Raw genomic sequence first — 1,026 nt, 5'->3', positions numbered from 1 at the left:
GCCCTCGCTTTCCTTGAGCGCCGCGTTGATGCTGTCGCCGCGTTGCAGCAGCGTGGTTTGCTCTCGAATATCGGAATTCGTCTCCAGGCCGACACTCACGTCGATCTTGTCATGCAGCACGAATTGGGTCCAAAGGTTTTCCGTGGCACCTGCCTTGCCCGGCAGGAACCCGCCAAAAAAACACGCCCCGGGTTCGGACGGAATATCGCTTTCCGGACGGCCACGCACGCGTTTCAGYAGGTCGAATACGCGGGCRAGCAGTKYMGGAACGATATTCTTGGGAGTGATTAGCTCGACAAGCGAGTCGTTGGTTCGATCCGGGTTGGTGTAATCCCACCCCTCCGTTCTCATCTTGATCTGAAAGCCCCGGTCCCACTTGTAAGCTTCGATGACCCGGCTGGCTGGATGAGCAAGAACATCGCCCCGATGAATGAAATATCTTGTAGCTGCACCCGACACCTCACCGCTTGCATACAGGAACGGGTAAGCATCGGCACTYCTGGTGCCTTTCAACTCCGCCTCGCGCGAGGCGACCTCCCGCTGAAACTGATCYTCCGGCATYGCCGTCGCCTCAAGAGGAACCYGGTCYACCGTGATGYTTCCAAACACAAARACATCRGCCGGCATGTCAATCAGGTAGCGTCCCACGCAGCGTGGGCCGAGGTTGGCTGTTAGTTCGTTCACTGTACTTCTCTCCTCTTGCGTCAATGGTTTGGGCGGATTGCAGGCTGTCAGGCACAGCGCGAAACACGCGATGGCCGCCATGGCTGCTCTTTTCATGACTTGTAGGCCATCGAGGTCTTCGCAACCCCGCAGGCAATCTTGGTGATCGCCCAAAGGGCAAAAAGCTGTTGGGGCCTGTTCTTGTACGCACCTTCGTGATCGACGCCCGGATATGGCACACAAGCCCTGACTCTTCGGCCTGGGGCGGCACCGGATCGGATTGGTACCGTGCCATCTCCGTTCTCGCCAGCCCCCTTCAAAATGAAGCTTGTCGCCAACGGTCTGCCGCCAGTGTGCTGATGC

At 58.1% G+C, this 1,026-nt stretch carries 1 protein-coding gene; it reads right to left on the bottom strand.

Going from position 1 to position 1,026, the window contains the following annotated elements; genetic code table 11:
* On the bottom strand, positions 1-765 hold a 765-nt coding region (locus AC1DS3_RS38985; protein ID WP_477129408.1), incomplete at its 3' end, for a T6SS immunity protein Tli4 family protein.
* Between the last annotated feature and the right edge of the window lie 261 nt (positions 766-1,026).

This window comes from Cupriavidus sp. 01L46 (assembly GCF_056399905.1).
The sequence above is the reverse complement of the archived record's forward strand: the minus strand, read 5'-3'. Positions and strand labels throughout refer to the sequence as shown.